This window comes from Pseudomonas sp. NFACC32-1, assembly GCF_900101215.1.
Taxonomy (GTDB): Bacteria; Pseudomonadota; Gammaproteobacteria; order Pseudomonadales; family Pseudomonadaceae; genus Aquipseudomonas.
In genome coordinates this window covers 155,595-171,610 of the sequence record NZ_FMUL01000010.1, presented here as the reverse complement: position 1 = coordinate 171,610, position 16,016 = coordinate 155,595, and the positions used below count along the sequence as shown (strand labels likewise).

The following is a 16,016-nucleotide window of genomic DNA, read 5'->3' as shown; positions in this document are numbered from 1 at the left end:
CTCCCACAGGGAACCGGGGGGGCTTTTGCATGCACCACAGTGCCTATTGTGGGAGCGAGCTGGCTCGCGATAGCGGTGGGAGGGTTACAGCCAGCGCGGTGTGGTGAAGAACGAGGCCATTTCCGAGCGAGCCAGGGCGGAGCCGAAATAGGGGCCTTGGACGTGGTCGCAGGCCACACTGCATAGTTGCCTGAATTGCCGGGCATTTTCGATGCCTTCGGCAGTGACCATCAGGCCGACGCTGCGACTGAGGCGGATCATCGCCAGGACTCCGGCCTCGTCGTGCTCCAGGCCCAGCTGGGCGAGGATGTTGCGATCGAAACGGATGCCATCGAACGGCTGGTTCAGCACTTCGCGCAGGGAGGCGATGTTGGTGCCGAACTTGTCGATGTTGATCAGCACACCGACATCCTTGAGGGCATGCAAGGTCGTGGCGACAGTCTTGTGGTCCACCAGCAGGATGCCTTCGGCCACTTCCAGGGTCAGGCGATGGGGTGCCAGGCCGCTTGCATCCAGGGCCGTTTGCACCTGGTTGAGCAGGAAACCGCTGCTGAACCATTTGGGCGAAACCGCCAGCGACACGTTGACCGGCGTCGGCCAGCTTGCCGCTTCCTCACAGAGATTGGTCAGCATCCACGTCCCCAGCTCTTCCAACTGGCCTGACGTTTCGGCGACGGGTATGAAGTCGCTGCCGCTCAGTTCACCTTTTTCGGGATGGTGCCAGAACATCTGGGCTTCGAACCCATGCAACTGCTCGGCATTCACATCGAAGCGGGGCAGGTAGCGCAACTCCAGCTGGCCGTGGTGCATGGCATCGCGCAATTGCTGCTCATAGCGGCGGCGGTCCCGGGCCACGTTGCCCATCGCTTCCACGTACACGCGCCAGGTGTTGCGGCCGGCAGCCTTGGCCGCATACAGGGCGATGTCGGCCTGTCGCAGCAGCTCGTCGGCGCGGGTTTCACCGGGTTGTGCCCAGGCAACGCCGATGCTCACCCCCAGGTACAGGGTATTGCCGTCCAGGTGCATGGGGCGCTGCATGCAGTCGATCAGGCGCGCGCACAGTTGCTCCAGGTCCTGCGAATCGCCCGGCTCAGGCATGACGATGACAAATTCATCGCCCCCCAGGCGAGCCACCAGGTCGGTGCCGCGCACGTTCTGCACAAGCAGATGCGCCACTTCCCTGAGCACCTTGTCGCCCACGGCATGCCCCAGGGAGTCGTTGACCGGCTTGAATCGGTCCATGTCCAGGTTCAACACGGCCAGCGGGACGCCGCTGGCCGGATCCAGGTGTTCGTTGAGGCAGTCGAACAACCGGTTGCGGTTGGCGAGCCCGGTCAGCGGGTCGTGCAGCGACAGATGCTTGATCTGGGCCAGTGCCCGCAGCTCATCGGTGATATCGGTGGCGGTGCCGCGAAATCCCAGGGCGCCGGCTTCGATGGCCCGCACCGAGAGCTTGCAGGTACGCATGCGCTGGTTGCGCGCGGTGTACTCGCACAGCAGTGGGGAGGACGAACCACTGCTGGCGCCGCCCAGTAACCATTGGGCGATGGAAATGCTGCCGCCGTGTGGATGCAGCAGCCTGTGCAAGGGTTTACCCAGCCATTCGCCGGGACTGAAACCGGTCACCTGTTCGAAGCGTTCCGAGAGGTAGGTCAATGTCCCTTTGGCGTCTACCTCCCATAGCCAGTCTGACGACACTTCGGCAATGTCCCGGAAGCGTTCTTCGCTGCGCTCCAGGGCCTTGCGGTGGGCCAGCAGGCTGTCGTACTGGCGCTGCTGGGCACGGAGCATCATCAGCGCATGCCGCAACACGGCGAGCGCCAGGATCCCCAGGATCAGCAACGCCACGATCAGCAGCGGCAGCAAGACCTTGCGCAGGTCGTGTCCGGGAGTGGCCGGTCGCCAGGCGAGGGCTTCCTGGCCTTGGCCGTCAAGGGCCTGGTCATCAAGGGCTAGCTGGGCGGTGCCCTGCGGCCCCTGGGTTGCGGTGATGAATGCATCGGGCAAGGCAAAATCCCGGGCCAGGGCCTGTAGGGAAGCAGCGTCCAGGACTTTCACGAATAACAGCAGGCTGGGCGGCCCTGGTATCTCGGGCACGCTGTTGTCGGTGCCGATGGTGATGGCCGAGGCGGCGACGAATGCCGGCGCATTGTTGTGATGCAACAACTTGACCACGACCTCATCGTGGTTTTCCGGGGCCCTGGCAAGTTTCGCGAGCCCTCGCAGGTCACCGGCCAGCCAGGTATCGGCATCGACCTCGTCCATTTTTCCGTCGATCACCGAATACACGGTTTTCCCGCTCGGGGACACGACGAATACCGCCTGGTAGCCGTAAAGCGAATAAACGCTGCTACCAACGTTCTCCTGGTCGTAGGCCCACTCCTTATCCACCGTCACATGCAGGTGCCGGTAGGCGTCGCTCCACTTGGAGTAGTCACTCAAGTCACGTGCAATTGCGGTGCGGATCCCCTCGATGGCCCGCTGGGCGAAGAAAAAGCTCTGTTCCCGGGCGCGCTCATCCTGGTTCTGAGTGATGTTGAGCAGCACGCCGATCGCCAGGGCGGACATGACAAACAGCAGGAGCATGATGGCCGGGAAGGTGCGTCGGGTGAAGCTACGGGTCGGCAGCCCCGGGGACAGGTCGGTGGAATGGTCACCAGCATCTTCAGTCATAAACAAGCCATCGGCAAAACGCGAAATATCCCGCACGACTTTGTATCGGCTGTCGGACAATTAACTTAATTGCCCGACAGCCGATGTACAGCCGCGGATTGCGCGCTGCGCGAGCGCTTGGCGCTATTGCTTGTCCTTGCGGTGCCCCGGCAGGAGCCCGCTCAGCACCTGCTTGGCCGTCTGCGCCAGGATGCCTGCCTCGTTCGGATCGCCCTGGAGCAGGGTGCTGGCGAATTTCTTCGCCTGTTCCAGCTTGATATGGGGAGGCAGCGGCGGGACGTCGGGGTCGGTGCGAAATTCGATCAGTACCGGGCGATCCGCCGCCAGTGCGGCTTCCCAGGCGCCGGCCACATCATCCTCATGCAGTACCAGGATGCCTTTGAGGCCAATGGATTCGGCGAACAGGTGGTAGGGCACGTCGGGAATGTCCTGGGAGGCTTCGAACTTGGGGTCGCCCTCCATGACCCGCTGTTCCCAGGTCACCTGGTTCAGGTCCCGGTTGTTGAACACCGCACAGACCCAGGCGCCATTGCCCCAGGTCCGCCAGTACTTGGCCACGGTGATCAGTTCCGCCATGTTGTTCATCTGCATCGCGCCGTCTCCCACCAGGGCGATCACCGGTCGGTCCGGATGGCAGAATTTCGCGGCGATGGCATAAGGCACGGCGGCGCCCATGGACGCCAGGCCGCCGGACAACGAGCACATCATGTCGCGACGGATATGGAGGTCCCGGGCATACCAGTTGGCGCAGGAGCCTGAGTCGCAGGTGACAATGGCGCGATCCGGCAGCCGGGGCGACAGTTCGAATGTGACCCGCTGCGGATTGATCGGCTTGGCGCTGACCAGGGCGCGCTTCTCCAGGGTCTGGTCCCAGCGCTGGCGCCAGTGCTCGATTTTCTCGCGCCAACTGCGGTCGGTCTTCTCTTCGATCAGTGGCAGCAGGGCCCGCAGGGTATCGGCGCTGTCGCCGTGCAGGTTGACTTCCATGGGGTAGCGCAGGCTGAGCATGTCCGCCTGAATGTCGATCTGCACGCCCCGGGCCTGGCCCTCGGGCGGCAGGAACTCGGCGTAGGGAAAGCCGGAGCCGATCATCAGCAATGTGTCGCAACCGGCCATCAGGTTGTCGCTGGGCTCGGTCCCGAGCAGGCCGATGGAGCCGGTGACCCAGGGCAGGTCGTCCGGCACCGCCGCCTTGCCCAGCAGGGCCTTGGCCACGCCGGCACCGAGTTTCTCGGCGATGGCGATCACCTCATCGGTGGCCTGCAGCGCTCCGGCGCCCACCAGGATGGCGACTTTCTTGCCGGCGTTCAGCACATCGGCGGCCTTGCGCAAGTCTTCTTCGTAGGGCACGACCCTGGGTTTGCGATAGCCGACGCCGGAATGCACGGTGCCATGCTTGTGGGCTGGCGCCGCGTAGGGCATCTCCTGGAGGTCGTTGGGCAGGATCAGCGCCGTGACCCGGCGCTCGCCCACGGCCGTGCGCACGGCGCGGTCCACCAGATGGCGGACCTGGGCGGGTGCGCTGGCTTGCTGCACGAACGCCCCGGCGACATCCTTGAACAGGCTGACCAGGTCCAGTTCCTGCTGGTAATGCCCGCCCAGGGCGGCGCGGGCCTGCTGGCCGCAAATGGCGAGCACCGGCATGTGATCCATTCGGGCGTCGTAGAGTCCGGTCACCAGGTGGGACGCGCCAGGCCCCGAGGTGGCGATGCATACCCCCAGCTCGCCGGTGAACTTGGCGTGGGCACAGGCCATGAAGGCTGCCATTTCTTCGTGTCGGGCCTGGATGAAACGGATTTTCCCGTTGGCCCGGTTCAACGCGCCAAAGACGCCGTTGATGCCATCGCCCGGATAGCCGTAGATCCGGCGAACCCCCCATTCGTAAAGACGTTCCACCAGAAAATCACCGACGGTCATGCTCATGTCTGTCCCTCGTTTCAGGCCGCGAGCCGCTTGGAGCGGCGTGCAGCGGTTGGCGTGCTTACAGACTTGACCGACACAGGCCGCGCAAGGTTTAGATTTTTTCCGGGGCGGGTGCCAGGGCCGGGCGTGTATCTCAGTGTGTACCGGGGCAGGGCGGATACATCTGCTTGACGAAGGGGCGGGTCCGAGACACAGGCCGGATACACACCGACGATTAACTACGCCAGCCAGCCGGGACCCATACGCGGTGCCGGTGACTGGCGATCGAATCCCTGGAGGAAATACCCCATGCTCAACTTCTCGCGCAATTCGTCCCTGGCACTCGGCCTGGCCCTGGTCGGTGGCCTTGGCCTGTCCTCGGCGGCTTCTGCCCTGACCATGAACGACCTGGCCCAGGGCTATACCCTGGCAGCGGCCGATACGGTGAAGAAACCTGCCGAAGGCAAGTGCGGCGAAGACAAGTTCGCCAAGACCGATACCAACCACGATGGCAAGGTCTCGCGGGACGAGTTCATCGCCGCCGCACCGGAGCGTGCGGCCGAGTTCGACAAGATCGACGCCAACCACGACGGCGGCATATCCCTGCCGGAAGCCAAGCAATACCTGTCGGCCCAGGCCAAGACCGCCGAAGGCAAATGCGGCGAGGGCAAGTGCGGGGCGGCAATCGAGTCCTGATCCTCCGCCTTTGGGGAGCCCCGACTGGTACATGAATGGGGCAGGCGTGTTTGTGTGGCGAGGGGTTGACGCTCCTCGCCACAGGTCGGTGGCGACGTGCCCCCATCCGTCGTGGCTCTCCCTCTCTTGTTTGTCAAGGAGATGTGCCATGTCCCAAGAGTTTTGCCATAGCTTCAACCGTCCTGCCGCTGGTGCTTCATTCCCCCAGACCTCTGTCGGCCTGGGCTTGCGCCGGGCCTTGCTCGATGAACTGCGCGAGGCGCCTGCCGGTGATTTCGACTTCCTGGAGGTCGCGCCGGAAAACTGGATCGGCATCGGTGGCGCCCATGGCGCCGCTTTGCATGGGTTGGCCGAGCGTTTTCCACTGTCCTGCCATGGCCTGTCGCTGTCCCTGGGCGGGCCGGCTCCGCTGGACCTGGCGTTTCTCGCCCAGGTGCGCGGTTTCCTGGAGCGCTTCGATGTGCCGCTGTACAGCGAGCACCTGAGCTACTGCGGCGATGACGGGCATCTGTATGACCTGCTGCCGCTGCCCTTCACCGAGGAGGCGGTGCATCACGTCGCGGCCCGCATAAGACAGGCCCAGGATGTCCTGGGGAGACGCCTGGCGGTGGAAAACGTGTCTTACTACGCCGCCCCCCACCAAGACATGAGCGAGCTGGAATTCACCCAGGCAGTGCTGCACGAGGCGGATTGCTACCTGTTGCTCGACGTCAACAACGTCTATGTCAATTCGGTCAATCACGGTTTCGACCCCTGCGCATTCCTGGACGGCCTGGATCCCGGGCGGGTGGTGGCAATGCATGTGGCCGGGCATTACGACGAATCCGACACACTGAAAATCGACAGCCACGGCGCGCCGGTCAAGCCGGTGGTCTGGACGCTGTTGGCCAGGGCCTATGCGCGTTTCGGCATCCAGCCGACCTTGCTGGAACGGGATTTCAACTTCCCACCCTACGCCGCGCTGGTAGCCGAATTGCAGATCATCCGCCAGTTGCAGCGGCAAACCGCCGACCGGCAGGCGGTGATCCATGGCTGAACTCCGGCAGACCCTGCACCAACAGCAGCAGGCATTGACCGGCTACCTGCGCGATCCGGAGCGGTGTCCGGTCCCGTCCGGCATGGACGTGGAGCGGGCCCAGGTCTATCGCGACCTGATCTTCGAGAACATGCGCTCGTTACTCAGTGGCACCTTTGCGGTGCTGGTAAGCGTGCTGGGGCAGGACCGCTGGCGCGCCTGTGTACGCCGCTTCCTGCGCGAGCATCGCTGCGTCACGCCCAGGTTCGCAGAGATCGCCAGGGAGTTCGTGGACTATCTGTCGGCCCGGCCGGTGTCCGAGGAACCGCCGTTCATGGCTGACCTGGCGCATTACGAGTGGGTCGAAATGGCACTGTTGCAATCGCCGGCCCAAGCCTTGCCCAACGATGACGAAACGTTGTGCCTCGACCGGCCCTTGCAGCTTTCGCCCCTGGCCTGGCCGTTGGCGTATGAATGGCCGGTGCATCGCCTGGCGCCGGATTACCAGCCGTCGACACCGCCATCCCAGCCAACCTTGCTGTTGGTCAGGCGTACCCCTGGGCTCGACGTGCGCTTTTCTGAACTCAGCCCCTTGGCCTGGCGGTTGTTGCAGCGTATCGAGCAATTTCCGGAACTGAAGGCACGGGCGCAATTGCTGGGATTGGCCGAAGAAGCGGGGGCGAATGCCTTCGAATTCATGGACAGCGCCTTGGCGCTGCTCAAGCGCATGCGAGAGGAAGGTGTGGTGGGCGCAAGACACTCGCCGCCGATTGAAACGCAAACCCTGTAAGAAGTGAGCTTGCTCGCGATGCCAGCGGGTCGCCATCAACCGTGACCGATACGCCGCCATCGCGAGCAAGCTCGTTCCCACAAGGTTTGTTTTCAGGCGTCGTTTCGACGGTTCAGGGCAGTCTGTAGCAGCGCATCCACGCTCAGTTTCCCCGCCCCCTGCAACAGCAGCGGCATCAACGCCACCAGGTAGATCAATGGGAGCTTGAAGTTGCCATGGCCTTTATTGGTGATCGCATAGCCCTGGGCCAGCTCGCTGAGGCTTGACCAGTCTGCGGGCCAATGCACGGCGGCGGTGGCCACCACGGTGACGATAATCAGTACCAGCGCCGATAGACGGGTGCCCAGGCCGATCAGCAGGGCGATGGCGCAGAGCAGTTCGGCCCACATCGACAGCTCCCAGTTCCAGCTGGCGGGCAACTGGTCGAAGGGAAATGGGAAGGCGGACTGGATTTCGCTGAACCAGTTCGTACCGTTCCATTTTTCCAGGCCGGATTCGAAGAACTCCCAAGCCAGGAACAGGCGCAGGCCCAGTGGCGCAAGCCATGCTCCGGCGTGATCGAGACGAGTGGGCAGGGCTTTAAGGATGCTTGGATACATGACGATCTCCCCCGATTACGCTGCGTGTTGCAGAGGTTGGGCACGCGTGTTGGCCCGGCCCGGCGTGCCGACCAGGCGGATGATGGTGGTGGCGCAGGTCAGGCCAAACGGCAGTACGTCCCCGTCGCTCGTGGGGACGCCCTTGAAGTCAGAGCAGGCAAAGATCGGGAAGCGACCCTGGAAACGCAGGTTGGATGGCGTGGCGGTGGCAGGCATGGCGAGACTCCTTGAGGTGTGGTTCCCGACCCTTTCAGTGGCCGGGGCTCGGGGAGTCTTTCAAGCGGGTGTAAGCGGGGTGTGTCGGGAACGCGGGGGATTGCAAGTTCGTGTGTGCCCGGCGACGGCAGACACATTGGCATACAAACCCGGATGCCAGGCCTTGTGGACGTTCAGCTGGCAGGAGCGGTTTCGCGGCTCAAGCGCAGCTCGGCGCACAAGCCGCCGCCTTCGCGATTGCTCAAGGTCAGCGAACCGCCCATGGCGATCGCCAGTTGCTGGGCAATGGCCAATCCCAGGCCCGTTCCGCCGGTTTCCCGGTTGCGCGAGCTTTCCACGCGGTAGAACGGCTTGAGCACCTCGGTCAGTTCGTGCTCGCTGATGCCGGGGCCACGGTCCAGGACCTGGATCGCCAGTTGGCCATTGCCGGTCAATTGCACGTGGATCTGCGCCGAGCCGCCGAATTTCAGTGCGTTGTCCACCAGGTTGACCAACACCCGGCGCAGGGCGTGGGGGCGGGTGTCGATGACGGCGGCGTTCTTGCCCGACAATTGAACGTCCTTGCCGGTGTCCTGGTAGTCGAACACCAGGCTGTCGAGGAACGCATCCAGGTTGATGCGGCAACTGGCTTCTGTAGCGCCATGGATGCTGCGGGCGTAGGCGACGCCTTCGCGCACCAGGTGTTCCATTTCGCCCAGGTCGCTCCACAGCTTGTCCTTTTCGATGCCATCGTCCATGAACTCCGCGCGCAGCTTCATGCGGGTGATGGGCGTCTGCAAGTCGTGGGAAATCGCCGCCAGCAGTTGCATGCGCTCTTTCAGGTAAGCGGCGATGCGCTCCTGCATGGCATTGAACGCCTTGGCGGCATGGACCACTTCGGTCGGGCCTTTTTCGTCCAGGCGCGCGCCGTGGGCGTTGGGGTCAAGGGTTTCCACGGCCTGGGACAGGCGGGTCAAGGGCCTGACGGCAATGCGCACGGCCAGCCAGGTGCAGCCGATCAACAATGCCAGCTGCCCCAGCAACACCACCGGCAGCCAGGGAGACAGGGGCGTCATGGCCGGGCGGACGTCGATGGTCAGCGGGCTGCCGTCGCCCAGGCGCAGATGGGCCTGGTAGTGCTTTTGCGGGCCGGGAATGTCGGTGAAGGTCAGCGCATAGGCCTGGCCGATGGCGTCCTGGATCGAGCTGACCGATATCGGTGCGTCTTCCGGGACCATGGGCTGGCCGGGCAGGCCTTCATCGAGCAGGTAGTTGTAGTTGCGCCGGGTGAGGCGGGGCAGCCAGGCCGGACGCTCGGCAGCGGGCAGGCGATCGAGGATGGCGACCGAGGTCGAAACGTCGGTTTCCAGGTTGCCGAGCATGGTGGTCTTGGCGCTCTGGTAGCGTTCGTAGTACTGGACACCGAAAGACAGGCCCTGGGCCAGGATCAGGCCGATCAGGAAGATCAGCGACAGCCTCGACGCGAGGGTCCGCGGCCAGCGCAATGACAGGTTCATGCCGAAACCTCGAGGATCTCGACCGGCAGCGAAAACACATAGCCTTCGCTGCGCACGGTCTTGATGTAGGCCGGCTCGCGGGCATCGTCCAGCAGGCGCTGGCGCAGCCGGCTGACCAGCAGGTCGATGGAGCGATCGAACAGGTCGGCATCCCGGCCCTGGGTCAGGTTGAGCAACTGGTCACGGTTGAGCACTCGCTGCGGATGGTCGAGGAACACCCGCAACAACCGGTATTCGGCGCCGCTCAGGGCGACCATGGTGCCGTCGGTATCGAGCAGATGGCGGGCCGTGGTGTCCAGGCGCCAACGACCGAACGCCAGCAGGCGCCCGCTTTCGGTCACCACCAGATTGGGGGGCAGCATGCGGGTGCGGCGCAGCACCGCGTTGATGCGGGCCAGCAACTCCCGGGCGGCGAAGGGTTTGACCAGGTAATCGTCGGCCCCCATTTCCAGGCCGATGATGCGGTCGGTCTCGTCGTTGCGCGCGGTGAGCATCAGCACCGGCGTGGCCTTGTGCTTGCCGGCACGCAGCTCCCGGCACAGCACCAGCCCGTCGTCGCCCGGCATCATGATATCCAGCACGATCAGGTCCACCGGGGTGGTTTCCAGAAAGGTGCGCATCTGCCGGCCGTCGGCGACGACGGTGGTACGTAGGCCGTTCTTCTTCAGGTAGTTGCCCACCAGCTCTCTGATCTCGCGATCGTCATCCACGATCAACACATGGTCGACATGATCCATGGTGTACAGCCCCTTATGGCGTTTCGTTGGTGGTCAGTCTACAGACACCGACCGGCCTGGCTCGCGACGGTTTGTATTGCAGTGTATCTGGCGCGCGACGGATACACAGCGATGCAAAAAGCCGCCTGGCTCGATACAGGCGCGATACCTCGGTGGCATTCAATGGCTTCCAACGAGGCGACACCACGAGCCTCGACACAAGTCAGCCCATTGAACGAATCGAGGAACGCACCATGAACACCAAAGCCATCTACGCCGCCTGTCTTTTCGCCGCACTGAACATCTGCACCTTGTCGGCCCGAGCCGAAAGCAATGTTCCGGCGCAAACCTACGCCTACGGCTCCCACCTGGATATCCAGAAGGTGCTGTCGCTCACCGAAGACGCCAACCCGACCTGCGGTGTGGTGAACGCCCGGATGACCTACCTGGACTCAGCGGGCCACAAGCAGGCGTTGGACTACCGCAAAATTTCCGAAAACTGCAATAACGAAAACTGATGAAAAAGATCAGGAATGCTCTCCAACCGTTTGTTGCAACTGGATTCATGTCACTGGATCGCCACGGGCCATGGTGCTGCGCAACGCTGTTTCAGGCCTCTCCAGGGGCTGTTGCGCAGCCCCGCAAGCCACATCATGTCCGGTTGATTGATCCGACCTGGCTGCTTATCCATTCATCCATTATTAGGTGATGCCATGCTTCTGATCGCTTTTCTTGGCGGGATCCTGACGATCCTCAGCCCCTGTATTCTTCCGGTCGTCCCGTTTCTGTTCGCCCGTGCCGACCGGTCCCGCAGTTCGGTATTGCTGACCCTGGGCGGCATGGTGTTGACCTTCGCCTTGGTGTCGAGCCTGGCGGTGGTCAGCAGTGAGTGGGTACTGCGCGCCAGCAGCGTCGGCCGCCAAGTGGCCCTCGGGGTGATGGTGCTGTTCGCCTTGTCGCTGATGTTCAGCCGGGTCGGCACCTGGTTGGCGCGGCCGTTGGTGAACCTGGGCAATCGCATCGATGCCGGTGCCGGGCAGGTGGCCGGGCCGCTGGCGTCCGTGTTCATCGGGGTGGCCACCGGATTGCTCTGGGCGCCGTGCGCCGGTCCGGTACTCGGCGTGATCCTGACCGGGGCCATGCTGCAAGGCGCCAATGCGCAGACCAGCCTGTTATTGCTGGCTTACGGCCTGGGCAGCGCCTTGTCCCTGGGTGTGCTGATCCTCGCCGGACGCGGGCTGGTGGGACGCCTCAAGCTCTCCCTCCCGGTGACGACCTGGTTGCGCCGCGGCACCGGAGCCGTGGTGTTGCTGGCTGCCGTGGCGATTGGCACGGGTGTCGATGATCGTCTGCTGGCCAATACGTCCTCCCAGGGCGCGGCCACTCTGGAGAAAGGCCTTTTGGAGAACGTGCCCAAGGCGATCGACTACGTGGTCAGCAAGGCCAACGCCGCACCCATGCCGAACCTTCAATCCCAGGGGGCCATGCCTTCGCTGGACGGCGCGGTGCAGTGGCTGAACTCGCCTGCGCTGAGCAGCGAGTCCTTGCGCGGCAAGGTAGTGCTGGTGGATTTCTGGACCTATGACTGCATCAACTGTCAGCACACGCTGCCTTATGTGAACGGCTGGGCGAAAAAGTATGAGAAGGACGGATTGGTGGTGATCGGCGTCCACACACCGGAATATGGTTACGAGAAAATCATCGACAACGTGCGCCAGCAGGTGCGCAAGCTGGATATCCAGTACCCGGTGGCTATCGACAACCAGTATGCGATCTGGCGCGCCTTCAACAACCAGTACTGGCCCGCCCACTATTTCATCGATGCCAAGGGCCAGGTGCGTTACAGCCATTTTGGCGAAGGGCGTTATGGTGAGCAGGAGCAGGTGATCCAGCAACTGTTGCAAGAGGCGAAGGCAGGCCAGTGAGCCGTGGCGAGGGAGCCTGCTCCCTTGTCATAGGGGCGTCAGGCTTGAGGTATTTCTACTTAAAGTCGTTATATTTCAATATTTTGCTTTTAAAACATAAAGTGATTTATAGAAAAAAGACGGCCCTTGAGAGGGTCGTCTTTTTTAATAAAATTCCATTATTTTCAATAAGTTATTGATCTAATCTACAGTTGTTTGGATGATTTGTCGCGCTCAGGCGCCAGGCAGCAGAAACGGCTGGTTTGGCAGCCCCGCAGGCGTGCAGTCATCTTGAACCGCTTCGGCCGAATACTGGCCCCTTGCTCATGGCAACGTCGTCAAACTTCTTCTATTTCAGAACGTTGGGCGACAAATCTATGCGCATTTCTATGTGGGTCGTGGCGACATTTCTCTTGGCGATCGTCTCGCTCGAAGCCCAGGCCAGGGCGTTGACGAAAAACCAGCTGTCGGTGTGCCGCTGGGGTTCGGATATCGCGGCCGGGGCCCAGGCCTCGAAGCTGTCCGGGATCACCCTTTACGGCGCCCGGAAAAAACTGCAGGTGCGCAAGTTTCCCCGGCCGTGGATGCGCATGACGGCCCTGGGCATTACCGAGCAGACCTACAACAGCGCTTCGCGCCTCAAGCCGGCCGCGGTCAAGCAGACCTATTACGAGCAATGCGTGCGCCATGAACTGGCGCAACGCTAGGCGGTGTCGCGAATGGATTCATGCCGGGCTTCTGCCGGGCATCTCGATGCCATGCTGGTGCACCCGTCGATAGAGGGTGGCCCGGGAAATGCCCAGGGCCCGGGCCGCGGCGGTGGGCTTCCAGCGATGACGCACCAGCGCGTCGAGCAAGGCCTGGCGCTGCGCACAGGCCACCGGTTCCGGCGTATCGGCCATAGCGCCCGGGCCCTGCAACGACTCGGGCAGGTGGCTGAGCAAAATCACGCTGGCCTCGCATACCGCGCAGGCGTAGCGCAGCACATGGCGCAACTGGCGGATGTTGCCCGGCCAGTGATAGCCGAGCAGGCATTCCAGGGCCGGGCCGCTCAACTGCTGCAGCAAGCCTGAGCAGCGCATCGATTCTTCTTCGAGAATGCGATTGATCAGCGCCAGCCGGTCGGTGCGTTCGCGTAACGGCGGAAGCTGGAAGCGGGCGCCTCCCAGGCGGAAATACAAGTCTTCGCGAAACTCGCCGGCAGCCACCAGGGTTTCCAGGTCGCGGTGGGTGGCGCAGATCACCTGGATGTCCACGGCCCTGCGCCGCGAGGCCCCCAGGGGCGCCACTTCACCTTCGGCCAGCACCCGCAGCAGGCGGGTCTGCAAGGCCAGGGGCATGTCACCGATTTCGTCAAGGAACAGCGTGCCGCCATCGGCCTGTTCCAGCAGGCCCTGCATGCCCTTGGCCGAGGCGCCGGTGAACGCCCCGGCGACATACCCGAACAGTTCGCTTTCGATCAGGCTTTCAGGGATCGCCGCGCAGTTCAATGCCACGAAGGGGCGCTCTCGGCGCTGGCTGGCCTGGTGCAACTGACGGGCGAAGACCTCCTTGCCGGAACCGGTTTCACCCTGGATCAACACCGGCAGGTTGCGATCCTTGACGCGCACCGCCAGGCGCAGGCTGTCGGCCAGGCGCGGATCCAGCTCGGAAGGAGCCATCGCCACCCTGGGTCGCGGAACCGCCCGATGGCGGGGCGCACTCAGGCGGCCATGCAGGGCATGATCGAGTGGGTAAAGGCTTTCGTCACGGGCGCGGTGCAATTGCTGCTGATCGAAGACCTGGCTGATGTTCTGCGGCAGTTGGCCGTAGTGTTGCAGCAGATACTGGCGGGCGGCGGGGTTGAGGGCCTGCAGGCAACCGTCGTCGTCCCAGGCGAACAGGAAATCGGGCTGGCTGTCGACATAGCCGGCGTTGTGATGAGCCCGCAACACCCAGTAGCCCTGGGCGCTGCTCATGAAAAACGCCTGTTCGATTTCCCGGGCGCTCTGCACCACCATCTGGCGGATCAGGTGTTGGGAACGGCGATCATCCGGTGAGCGCACCGCCGACACATCCAGCACCCCGAGCAGTTCTCCCTGGGGATCGAATACCGGCGCGGCGGAACAGGTCAGGCCAATGAATGCGGCTCGGAAATGGTCGCGCTTGTGCACGGTCACCGGGGCCCGGGCGGTGAGCACCGCCGCTACGCCGCAGGTGCCTTCTTCGCCTTCCGACCAGCAGGTCCCCAGGTACAACCCGGCCTTGCGGCAGTCGTTGCGGATCGTGGTTTCCACCCGGTAGTCGATGGTCTGGCCCTGGGCATCGGTCAGCAGCACGCAGTAGTCGGCATCGCGCACCCGGCCGTGGAGGCGGGTCACTTCTTCACTGGCGATGTTGAGAAACAGCTCCGAGCGCTCGCGACACTGCCGGAGCACGCCCTCGGACAGGATGCGCGGACCCTGCAGCGAGCCAGGGTCCAGGTGGTGTTGCTCCATGGAGCGGCGCCAGGAATCGAGGATCAGGTCCGGGACGGGACGTTGGGGCAACTGGTCCGCGTTCTTCACCACGCGGCTGACGCAATCCACATGCGCCCGGGAGTGAGCGGAAAGCATACGGGCCTCCGGTTCAGCTTCTTATCGTTGTGCGCTCATTAAGCGCCGTTCCCCTGGCGCAGACAAGCACGACGGACGACAGGCCCGCTGTGAGACGCCACGTCTCACAGTCTCACGACTGGCTCGTGCAGGCTGACATGCCACGTCTCACCCAGACCGGATCCATGGCCGGGCTGATCCGAAACCGGCCGCTCTGGCTCGCCTGTCTCGCCGCTTCTGCGCGGTTCTGGCACCGCCCTTGCTCTATCCCCTTCAACCCGCCCGACGGGTCTTCCAATAATAAAAACGAGGTTCGCATGGGTTATCGCTCAGGTTCTTTTCCTGCCCGCAACGGGGTGGCGCCATGAACCGGCCGCCCCTGACCGTAGGCATCATCGCCAATCCCGCTTCTGGTCGGGACGTGCGTCGCCTGACCGCCAATGCCGGGTTGTTTTCCAGCACCGACAAGGTCTCGGTGATCCAGCGCCTGCTGGCGGCCTTCGGTGCCACCGGCATCCAGCAGGTGCTGATGCCCACCGACATGACCGGCATCGCCGCCGCCGTACTGAAGAACAGTCATGGCCGGCAGGCCCGTGGCAGCCACTGGCCGGCCCTGGAGTTCCTCGACCTGACCCTGCGCCAGACGGTCGAGGATACGCGCAATGCCGCGCGCCTGATGGCCGAGCGGGGAGTGGCGTTGATCGCCGTACTCGGCGGCGACGGCACCCACAAGGCGGTGGCGGCGCACGTGGGAGACATCCCCCTGCTGACCCTGTCCACCGGTACCAACAATGCATTCCCCGAGCTGCGCGAGGCGACCACCGCCGGGTTGGCCGGCGGCCTGTACGCCAGCGGCCGGATCCCCGCGCAGATCGGCTTGCGCCGCAACAAGCGGCTTCTGGTCTGCGAGGCCCAGCGTGGCCTGCGGGAAGTCGCCCTGGTGGATGTGGCTGTGTCGCCGCTGCGGTTTGTCGGCGCCCGGGCCATCAGCCGGGCGGCGGACCTGGCCGAGGTCTTCGTGACCTTCGCCGAGCCGCAGTCCGTGGGCTTGTCGGCGCTGTGCGGCCTGTGGTTCCCGGTGTCGCGCCAGGCGCCGGGAGGGGCCTGGATGCGCCTGGACCCGCAATCGCCCGAGGCGCTGCTGGTACCGCTGGCTCCCGGTCTGCTGCAGGGCTGCGGCGTACTGGCCGCCGGCCCGCTGGAGCCTGGCATTGCCCACGGGCTGTCGCTGTCCAGCGGCACCCTGGCCCTGGATGGCGAACGGGAAATCGAATTCAACGTCAACGACCGGCCCACGGTCACCCTCGATGCCGGCGGCCCGCTGAGTATCGATGTCAATGCGGTGCTGGCCTACGCCGCGCAGCACCGTCTGCTGGCCATCGGCCGCGAACACCCGCAACACCCCCAAAACCTTCAAGACACCCCTGGAGAATAAA

General features: G+C 63.8%; 14 protein-coding genes. 7 read left to right on the top strand and 7 right to left on the bottom strand.

Annotated elements, in window-relative coordinates:
* Positions 1-84 precede the first annotated feature (84 nt).
* Both BLP99_RS16915 and BLP99_RS16910 read right to left on the bottom strand, forming a co-directional pair.
* Entirely contained in the window at positions 85-2,673 is a 2,589-nt protein-coding gene (locus BLP99_RS16915; protein ID WP_092181110.1) for a bifunctional diguanylate cyclase/phosphodiesterase, read from the bottom strand.
* A 123-nt stretch (positions 2,674-2,796) separates the two neighbouring features.
* Positions 2,797-4,596: a thiamine pyrophosphate-requiring protein gene (locus BLP99_RS16910; RefSeq protein WP_072458817.1), complete on the bottom strand. Its 1,800-nt coding sequence runs from the start codon at positions 4,594-4,596 to the stop codon at positions 2,797-2,799.
* Positions 4,597-4,884: 288 nt separating this feature from the next.
* Between BLP99_RS16910 and BLP99_RS16905 the strand changes: the two genes are divergently transcribed.
* The 3 genes from BLP99_RS16905 (at position 4,885) to BLP99_RS16895 (ending at position 7,076) form a co-directional block, all read left to right on the top strand.
* A complete protein-coding gene (locus tag BLP99_RS16905) occupies positions 4,885-5,271 on the top strand; it encodes an EF-hand domain-containing protein (RefSeq protein WP_072391282.1) in 387 nt (128 codons plus the stop codon).
* A gap of 148 nt (positions 5,272-5,419) precedes the next feature.
* Positions 5,420-6,307 carry an HvfB family MNIO-type RiPP peptide maturase gene (locus tag BLP99_RS16900; RefSeq protein ID WP_072458816.1) on the top strand — a complete coding sequence of 296 codons (888 nt, stop codon included), beginning with the start codon at positions 5,420-5,422 and terminating at the stop codon, positions 6,305-6,307.
* Positions 6,300-7,076: an HvfC family RiPP maturation protein gene (locus BLP99_RS16895; RefSeq protein ID WP_072391297.1), complete on the top strand. Its 777-nt coding sequence runs from the start codon at positions 6,300-6,302 to the stop codon at positions 7,074-7,076. Before BLP99_RS16900 ends, BLP99_RS16895 begins: the two co-directional genes overlap by 8 nt.
* 92 nt (positions 7,077-7,168) lie before the next feature.
* On the opposite strand, the gene BLP99_RS16890 is transcribed toward BLP99_RS16895, so the two are convergent.
* The 4 genes from BLP99_RS16890 to BLP99_RS16875 all read right to left on the bottom strand — a co-directional run bounded on the left by BLP99_RS16890 (position 7,169) and on the right by BLP99_RS16875 (position 10,124).
* Positions 7,169-7,675 carry an HvfX family Cu-binding RiPP maturation protein gene (locus tag BLP99_RS16890; protein ID WP_072391300.1) on the bottom strand — a complete coding sequence of 169 codons (507 nt, stop codon included), beginning with the start codon at positions 7,673-7,675 and terminating at the stop codon, positions 7,169-7,171.
* Positions 7,676-7,690: 15 nt separating this feature from the next.
* Positions 7,691-7,891, bottom strand: coding sequence for a hypothetical protein (locus tag BLP99_RS16885; protein ID WP_072391303.1), 201 nt, complete (start codon positions 7,889-7,891; stop codon positions 7,691-7,693).
* 173 nt (positions 7,892-8,064) lie between these two features.
* On the bottom strand, positions 8,065-9,387 hold the full coding sequence (locus tag BLP99_RS16880) for an ATP-binding protein (RefSeq protein WP_072391306.1): 1,323 nt from the start codon (positions 9,385-9,387) through the stop codon (positions 8,065-8,067).
* Complete coding sequence (locus tag BLP99_RS16875; protein WP_072391308.1) at positions 9,384-10,124, bottom strand: response regulator; 741 nt, start codon at positions 10,122-10,124, stop codon at positions 9,384-9,386. Before BLP99_RS16875 ends, BLP99_RS16880 begins: the two co-directional genes overlap by 4 nt.
* A gap of 233 nt (positions 10,125-10,357) precedes the next feature.
* Between BLP99_RS16875 and BLP99_RS16870 the strand changes: the two genes are divergently transcribed.
* The 3 genes from BLP99_RS16870 to BLP99_RS16860 all read left to right on the top strand — a co-directional run bounded on the left by BLP99_RS16870 (position 10,358) and on the right by BLP99_RS16860 (position 12,714).
* The gene (locus tag BLP99_RS16870) at positions 10,358-10,621 is read left to right on the top strand and encodes a DUF2790 domain-containing protein (protein ID WP_072431057.1); all 264 of its coding nucleotides are present in this window, start codon (positions 10,358-10,360) and stop codon (positions 10,619-10,621) included.
* Between the two features lie 195 nt (positions 10,622-10,816).
* On the top strand, positions 10,817-12,028 hold the full coding sequence (locus BLP99_RS16865; protein ID WP_072391314.1) for a cytochrome c biogenesis protein DipZ: 1,212 nt from the start codon (positions 10,817-10,819) through the stop codon (positions 12,026-12,028).
* A gap of 356 nt (positions 12,029-12,384) precedes the next feature.
* On the top strand, positions 12,385-12,714 hold the full coding sequence (locus BLP99_RS16860) for a hypothetical protein (protein WP_072391317.1): 330 nt from the start codon (positions 12,385-12,387) through the stop codon (positions 12,712-12,714).
* An 18-nt stretch (positions 12,715-12,732) separates the two neighbouring features.
* On the opposite strand, the gene BLP99_RS16855 is transcribed toward BLP99_RS16860, so the two are convergent.
* Entirely contained in the window at positions 12,733-14,601 is a 1,869-nt protein-coding gene (locus BLP99_RS16855) for a sigma-54-dependent Fis family transcriptional regulator (RefSeq protein ID WP_092181107.1), read from the bottom strand.
* Between the two features lie 343 nt (positions 14,602-14,944).
* Between BLP99_RS16855 and BLP99_RS16850 the strand changes: the two genes are divergently transcribed.
* The gene (locus BLP99_RS16850) at positions 14,945-16,015 is read left to right on the top strand and encodes an ATP-NAD kinase family protein (RefSeq protein ID WP_072431055.1); all 1,071 of its coding nucleotides are present in this window, start codon (positions 14,945-14,947) and stop codon (positions 16,013-16,015) included.
* Position 16,016: the final 1 nt, after the last annotated feature.